Origin of the sequence: Arthrobacter sp. SW1, from assembly GCF_001766675.1 — a bacterium.
GTDB lineage: Bacteria > Actinomycetota > Actinomycetes > Actinomycetales > Micrococcaceae > Arthrobacter.
Genome location: NZ_MJLT01000019.1, coordinates 1 through 6872, shown reverse-complemented (window position 1 = coordinate 6872; position 6872 = coordinate 1). Strand labels below are relative to the sequence as shown.

General features: G+C 65.7%; 7 protein-coding genes. 2 read left to right on the top strand and 5 right to left on the bottom strand.

Translation table 11 applies throughout. The features are described from left to right. Positions 1-2: 2 nt before the first annotated feature. From BIU82_RS09945 to BIU82_RS09935, 3 genes are read right to left on the bottom strand one after another with little or no spacing between them, the layout of a single operon-like run. Positions 3-893, bottom strand: coding sequence for an ABC transporter permease (locus BIU82_RS09945; protein WP_083292279.1), 891 nt, complete (start codon positions 891-893; stop codon positions 3-5). Next, positions 890-2068, bottom strand: a complete 1179-nt coding sequence (locus BIU82_RS09940; RefSeq protein ID WP_083292278.1) for an ABC transporter ATP-binding protein — start codon at positions 2066-2068, stop codon at positions 890-892. Before BIU82_RS09940 ends, BIU82_RS09945 begins: the two co-directional genes overlap by 4 nt. A gap of 20 nt (positions 2069-2088) precedes the next feature. Then, positions 2089-3171 (bottom strand): ABC transporter substrate-binding protein, encoded by a 1083-nt coding sequence (locus BIU82_RS09935; protein ID WP_074466427.1) that lies wholly within the window; start codon positions 3169-3171, stop codon positions 2089-2091. 226 nt (positions 3172-3397) lie between these two features. Here BIU82_RS09935 and nac point away from each other — a divergent pair, with 226 nt between their 5' ends. Together nac and BIU82_RS09925 are read left to right on the top strand one after the other, a co-directional pair. Next, complete coding sequence (gene nac / locus BIU82_RS09930; RefSeq protein WP_070349314.1) at positions 3398-4324, top strand: nitrogen assimilation transcriptional regulator NAC; 927 nt, start codon at positions 3398-3400, stop codon at positions 4322-4324. Between the two features lie 133 nt (positions 4325-4457). Beyond that, positions 4458-4664 (top strand): hypothetical protein, encoded by a 207-nt coding sequence (locus BIU82_RS09925; RefSeq protein WP_070349313.1) that lies wholly within the window; start codon positions 4458-4460, stop codon positions 4662-4664. Positions 4665-4846: 182 nt separating this feature from the next. Here the strand turns inward: BIU82_RS09925 and BIU82_RS09920 are convergent, their stop codons facing one another. Together BIU82_RS09920 and BIU82_RS09915 are read right to left on the bottom strand one after the other, a co-directional pair. Then, positions 4847-5521, bottom strand: a complete 675-nt coding sequence (locus tag BIU82_RS09920) for a 4-carboxy-4-hydroxy-2-oxoadipate aldolase/oxaloacetate decarboxylase (protein ID WP_070349312.1) — start codon at positions 5519-5521, stop codon at positions 4847-4849. 37 nt (positions 5522-5558) lie between these two features. Then, on the bottom strand, positions 5559-6782 hold the full coding sequence (locus BIU82_RS09915) for an aspartate transaminase (protein WP_070349311.1): 1224 nt from the start codon (positions 6780-6782) through the stop codon (positions 5559-5561). Positions 6783-6872 lie beyond the last annotated feature (90 nt).

The following is a 6872-nucleotide window of genomic DNA, read 5'->3' as shown; positions in this document are numbered from 1 at the left end:
TCTCAGGCTCCGATCTTCTTGGTCAGGCGCTGGTACACGGCGATGATGAGGCCGAAGAGCAGCAGCAGGATGACGGACAGGGCGGCTGCGAAGGGCCAGTTGAGCAGGCCTGTGGTCTGGTCGTAGATTTCCGTGGCCAGCACCTGCACCGCGCCGCCACCCAGCAGGCGCGGGGTGATGAAGGTGCTGACGGAGAGCACGAAGACCATGAGGAACGCAGTGAGCACGCCCGGCAGGGTCAGGGGGAGTGTCACGCGGGTGAACACTTTGAACTTGCTGGCGCCCAGGGAACCCGCCGCCTCTTCGAGCTGCGGGCTGAGCCGGCCGAACCCGGAGATCATGGCCAGGATGGCGTAAGGCATGAAGATTTCCACCAGGCCGATCGTCACGCCGGTCATGTTGTTGGTCAGCTTCAGCGGGTCCGTGATGAAGCCCAGGCCCTTGAGGGAGGAGTTGACCAGCCCGGTGTCGCCCAGGATGACCATCCAGCCATAGGTACGGACGACGGCGGAGGTCAGCAGCGGCGCGATGGCCAGGGCGGTGAGGAGTCCCTTCCATTTACTGGTGGAGCGGGCCAGGAACATCGCCACCGGGTAGGAAACCAGCACGCAGAGGATGCCGACCACCAGGCCCATCTGGAAGGTGTCGAGGGTGACTTTCCAGAAGTAGGGATCGCTGAGGGGCTCGGTGTAGTGCCGGAGGGTGAAGCCTTCCTCCACCACGCCGTCGGGGCCGCCCTCGTTGAAGGACATCCGCACCATGTAGGCCAGCGGCAGCACGAAGCCGGCCACCAGGCCGAGGATTGCCGGCGCCAGGAGGGCGATGACGGTGCGGCGATCGCGCCGGGTCTTGGCCTTCTCCAGCACGCCCGGTGCCAGGCCTGTGGCGGTCATGATGCGACGACCTGTTCCCCTGCCGGGGCGCCTGCCGCCGTCGGGGATGCCGCGGCCGGCGGCGCGGCGGTGCCGGGGATGATGAAGGCATCGGCCGGGTCCCAGGACAGGTAGGCGGTCTCGCCGATCCGGGGAATGCCGCTGCTGGCGGTGGGCATCTGGGACAGCAGGTCTTTGTCCCCGGCACGGACACCGAGGGACAGGGAGTCTCCCGTGTAGCTGACGCGTTCAATCACGCCTTCGATGTACGGCCCGGAGGGCTGTTCGAGGGAAGTCTTCAAGCGGTGCGGGCGGACCACGATCTCATGAGTGCTTCCCGCTAAACCGGCGGCGCCCACGGCGCCGAAGCGGCCAAAGCCGTCCACGTCCACCACGTAGCGGCGCTCATCGTCGGCGGCAGCGCCGTCGTCGGACACAACTGCGGCGGCGAAGAAGTTCGCCTGGCCGATGAAGTCGGCCACGAAGTGGGTCTGCGGACGCTCGTAGACTTCGGCGGGGGCGCCGTACTGTTCGATGATGCCGCCGTTCATGACGGCGATCCGGTCCGCCATGTCCAGGGCTTCGTCCTGGTCGTGGGTGACGAAGAGCGTGGTGGCTCCGGTGCGCTGCTGGATGGAGCGGATCTCGGTGCGCATGTTCTCGCGCAGCTTGGCATCCAGGTTGGACAAGGGCTCGTCCAGGAGCAGCAGCGTCGGCTCCACCACCAGGGCGCGTGCAATCGCAATGCGCTGCTGCTGGCCGCCGGAGAGGGCCTTCACCTGGCGGCCGGCAAGGTGGCCGAGCTTGACCAGGTCCAGGGCCTCGATCACGCGCCGGTTCTGTTCCTTGGTGTTGACCTTGCGCATCTGCAGGCCGAAAGCCACGTTCTGTGCCACGTCCATGTGCGGGAACAAGGCGTAGGACTGGAACACCATGCCCATGCCTCGCTTGTGGACAGGGGTCTGGGTGATGTCCTTGCCGTCCACCAGGATGGAGCCGGACGTGGGGTCCATCAGGCCGGCCACCATTCTCAGGGTGGTGGTCTTTCCACAGCCCGAGGGGCCGAGGAGGGCCACCAGGTGGCCCTCCTCCACGTCCATGCTGAGGCAGTCCACTGCCGGGTCGAGGCCGGGGGCGTATCTCTTGGTCAGGTTGACGATCGAGAGCTTCGGATTATTCAAGGTGCTGCTCCACATTCCGGCAGTGTTCTGGGGTTCTACTTGGTGATGATCTGGCGCTTCCATTCCTGGGTCCACTTGTCGCGGGCCTTGGAAAGGAAGTCGATGTCCAGYGCGGTGATGTCCGGGTTGTCGGTGGCAACCACGCGGGCCTTGATGTCGGCCGGSAGYTGCGCGTTGCTGACGGACGGTGCGTAGAAGAGSGCCTTGGCGAAGGCCGTCTGCGCYTCGGCAGAGAGCGCATAGTTGATGAAGGTCTTCGCGGCGRCCGMGTGCGGGGCGCCCTTGACCAGGTTGATCGTGTTGATCTGGTAGACGGAGCCTTCCTTGGGGACGGCCACGCCGATCTTCTTCTTGCTCTGGTCGCTGTAGTACTGGGCGCGGGCRTTCTGGCCCAGGCCGATGACGGTCTGGCCGGTGATGACGCTCTGGTACTCATCCGGGTTCGGGGCGAAGGACTGGACCGACGGCGCCAGTTCCTTCAGCTTGGCGGTGGCCTTCTCGATGGACTGYGTGTAGTCCTCGCCTTCCATCTTGGCGGTGATGGCSGTCAGGGAGATGCCCARCAGGGAGGGCGGTGCCACGATATTGACCTTGCCCTTGTTGGCYGGATCCCAGAGTTCCGTCCAGCTGTCCGGCGCCTTCGGGAARGTGGCRGTGTCGTAGACGAGGCCGACGGCGTCAAGCATCGCCACCGGGCCGAAGCCTTCCTTGTCGCGGAACTTCTCCGGCACGTTGGCCAGGTTCGGCACGGCGGAAGCGTCCAGCTTCTCGAACAGGCCCTGGCGGTTGCCGGTGGTGGAGACCGAGTTGTCCATGATGGCGACGTCGGTGGCCGGGCTGCCCTTCTGGCCCTGCAGGGCGCTGAGCATTTCGGCCGAAGAACGCTTGGAGACGAAGTTGATCTTGATGTCCGGGTACTTGGCCTTGAACGGTTCGATCACGGCCTTGGTGTACTGCTCTTCCCAGATGCCGGAGTAGGCGATCAGGTTGACTTCGCCGGAGGTGGGCGAGCCGGCGTCCTTGCCGGCCTCTGCGCCGCCGCCGCAGGCAGTGAGCGCGAGGGCCGAAACGGTGGTGAGTGCCAGGGCTGCGAATCCGCGGCGCGTGTAGGATTTCATCGGGTTTCCTCCTGAAGGGATGTCGGGGACGTGAGCCAGGGAGTGTCCGGGGGATACGGACCAGATGGCCAGGGCCGGCCATGCCATGCGAACGGGGTGCTTGGGGTGTCGTCCCGCACTCAACGTAGCCAGTGAGACTCGGCTCACACAAAGACTTGTTCTGCGTCACCACATAAGGAATTGCTATGACGCAGGGCCTGATTCCATCCCCGGAAAGGCGGACACCATGGACACCCGGAAGCTCGAATACTTCGTGCGGATCGTGGATTCAGGAAGCATTACCAAGGCCGCTGCGAGCCTCCACGTGGCGCAGCCCGCGCTGAGCCAGCAGGTCTCTTCGCTGGAGAAGGACCTCAAGCAGCGGCTGCTCATCCGCAGCAAGCAGGGTGTGGAGCCCACGGCGGCCGGCCACACGCTCTACCGCCACGCGCAGACCATCCTGCGGCTCGTGGAACAGGCGAGGATCGACGTCGCGGCCTCCGGAGCGGCGCCGGCCGGCCGGGTGTCCATCGCGATCGCCCCGTACAGCATGGTCTCCAAACTCGCTCCGGAGATCGTGCGGGAGGTGGGGGAGCGGTACCCGGACATCATCCTGCACTTGACCGAGACTTTCGGTGGCGTGCTCAGCGAAGCGATCAAGAACGGCAAGCTGGACATGGCCCTGATCTACGAGCCCGGGCCGATCCGTGGGGTCCAGTTCACCACCATGGTGGTGGAGGACCTGCACCTGGTCACGAACGCGGACGTGGAAATCGGCGACGGCGAGACCGTCACCCTCGCGGAGGTGGCCGGCCAGCGGCTCTTCCTCCCGGAGCGCATCCACACGCTGCGCCAGCTGGTCGACAAAGGGCTTGAGGAAAGGGGTTTGCCGCTCAAGCTCGCGGGGGAGGTGGAATCCGTTCCGGCGCTCGGCCGCCTGATCACCGCCGGCCTGGGCTCCGCCATCCTGCCGCGCTCGGCCGCGGACGCCCTGTTCCACGAAGAGGACTTCCAAGTGCTGCGGATCGTGGACCCTGCGCTGCAGTGCAAGATCGCCCTGTGCACCGCGGAACACGAGCCGCTGTCCGAATCAGCCTCCGCCGTGCTGATCATCATCCGCGAAATGATCCGCAGCCGGCTCCTGGCGGACTACGGTCCGGCGCTGCAACCATAGAAGCTGCTTATCGGTCCACAGCTTTTAGGTCTTATCCACGCGGGTGACGGCGTTCCTACGATGGTTCCATCCACCCCTCCCCGAAACCGTCCGGCCCTCCGGACGGATGCAGAAAGCACAGGAGCGAACCGTCGTGAAGAAGATCGGTCTCACCACTTTGGCCCGCCAGCGCGACGCTGGAACCTTGTCGGTCCGGACCGGCTTCCACTGCCCCGCCAACGGGCTCTGGCGTCCGGAAGACGGCGACGCCGAGCCGGTCTTCATCTTCGAGGGCAGCCTCATGCCGGCGTCGGGCGGCATCGGGACGGTCTGGCACTTGGTGCAGGAGCCGCAGCGGTAGGACGCAAGCGGGCGGCAGGAAGCGCCGCGGCCGGCCCGCCGGTCGTCGGGCTCCCGCCGTCGTCGAAACCCGGTCTTTCACCCCCTTAAGCTCTTTCACCCCCTTAAACGTGGTTTGCCAGCCCAAATTTGAGCTGGCAAACCACGTTTAAGGGGGTCGGACGGTTAAGCGGCCGGCTGGGTTTACTCCTCGACCAACAGGCCCTTGGCCTTCAGCTTGTCGGTGAGCTCGCACAGCTCGATGGTGGTGCCGCCGTCGTGGTACAGCTTGATCAGTTCGCGCTCGTGGTCGTCGCGGGCCTGGGACAGGGCGATGACCTCTTCGGCTTCCTCGCGGCGGATGACGACGACGCCGTCGGCGTCGCCGCGCAGGATGTCGCCCGGGTAGATGATCTCGTCGCCGATTACCAAGGGGTGGTTGATGGGGCCCAGGGTTTCCTTGACGGTGCCTTTGATGCAGACGTTCCCGGAGAAGACGGGCAGTCCGAGTTCGATCAGGTCCGCGGTATCCCGCACCCCGGATTCGGTGACCATGGCGGCGATGCCCTTGGCCTTCATGGCGTTGCCGAGCACGTCGCCGAAGATACCGGCTTCCTCATATTCGGCCGTGCCCACCAGCACCACGTCGCCGGCCTGGGCGTAGTGGATGGCCACCTGGAGCATGAGGTTGTCCTGCGGGGCGCAGCGCACGGTGACGGCCGGTCCGCAGAAGGACATGTCCCGGTGGATCGGCTTGATCTTCGAGTTCAGCGCGCCTTTGCGGCCCTGCGCCTCGTGGATGGTGGCGGAGGAGAACTTGGAGAGACGCTCGACGACGTCGGCCGCCGGGCGTTCGAACTTGGTCTTGACGTGGATCATGGCTGTGTCTTTCTGCTGGGGATACGGGCGGGCGTGCTCAGCTGAGTGCGCTGACGGCTTTGTCGATGGCGGCGACGGCGGCCTGGATGGTCTCCAGGTCCGTAGCGAAGGAGATGCGGAAATACGGTTCCAGGCCGTAGGCGGAGCCCTGGATCACGGCCACGGAGGCGGCATCCAGGAGGTACAGCGTGAAGTCTTCGTCGTTGCGGATGGTGGTGCCTGCCGGCGTCGTCTTTCCGATCACGCCGGAACAGTTCACCCAGGTGTAGAACGCGCCGTCGGCGGCAGCACACGAGAGTCCTTCCACGGCGTTCAAGCCGGCGACGGCGGTGTCCCGCCGCGTGCGGTAGACCGCAACGCTTTCGCGCACGAAGGACTGGTCGCCGGACAGCGCGGCCGCTGCCGCGGCTTGGCTGACGGAGGACGGGCAGGATGACATCTGGGATTGGAGCTTGTTGATAGCAGCCACCACGGGGGCGGGGCCGGCTGCGTAGCCGATGCGCCAGCCGGTCATGGCGTACGCCTTGGACACGCCGTTGACCAGCAGGATGCGATCCTTGAGGGCCGGCGCCACCTCCACCAGGCTGGCGATGCGTTCGCTGCCGAAGTTGATGTCGTCGTAGATCTCGTCGGTGAGGACCAGCAGCTGCGGGAACTCTTCGAGGACCCCGGCAAGGGCCGCGAGCTCGGCACGCGTGTACACGGCACCGGTGGGGTTGGACGGGGTGTTGAGGATGAGCCATTTGCTCTTCGGCGTGATCGCGGCACGCAGCGCAGCCGGGGTGAGCTTGAATCCGGTGGCCTCGCCGCAGGGAACGATCACCGGGGTGCCTTCGTTGGCGAGCACCATGTCCGGGTAGGACACCCAGTAGGGGGCCGGGATTATCACTTCGTCGCCGGCGTCGAGGGTGGCCATCAGGGCCAGGAAGATGACCTGCTTGGCACCGCCGCCCACGGTGATTTCCTCCTTGCCGTAACGGGTTCCGGTGTGGCGTTCCAGGCGGCCGAGGATGGCGGACTGCAGGGCCGGAGTTCCGGTGACCGAGGTGTACTTGGTTTCGCCGGCCTGGATCGCGGCGATCGCGGCGGCCTTGATGTGCTCCGGAGTGTCGAAGTCCGGTTCGCCTACGGTGAGGTCGATGATCGTGCGGCCCTCGGCCTTGAGTTCGCGCACCCGGGCCGCGGCGGCGACACTGGGCGATGACTTGATGCGGCGGACGCGGGACGCCGGCTCGTACGGTGCCGATGATTGCTCGGGCATGGTTCCTCCGAAGGGGCTAGTGGGGGCTCCCTTCGAGCCTAGGTATGCAAAAGCCGCATGGATAAGACCAAATGTGCGTGGACTGATAAG

Bases quoted from the DNA above. Each gene is read 5' to 3' on its own strand.
- BIU82_RS09945 (WP_083292279.1), bottom strand. From the start codon at position 893: ATGACCGCCACAGGCCTGGCACCGGGCGTGCTGGAGAAGGCCAAGACC.
- BIU82_RS09940 (WP_083292278.1), bottom strand. From the start codon at position 2,068: ATGTGGAGCAGCACCTTGAATAATCCGAAGCTCTCGATCGTCAACCTG.
- nac (WP_070349314.1), top strand. From the start codon at position 3,398: ATGGACACCCGGAAGCTCGAATACTTCGTGCGGATCGTGGATTCAGGA.
- BIU82_RS09920 (WP_070349312.1), bottom strand. From the start codon at position 5,521: ATGATCCACGTCAAGACCAAGTTCGAACGCCCGGCGGCCGACGTCGTC.
- BIU82_RS09915 (WP_070349311.1), bottom strand. From the start codon at position 6,782: ATGCCCGAGCAATCATCGGCACCGTACGAGCCGGCGTCCCGCGTCCGC.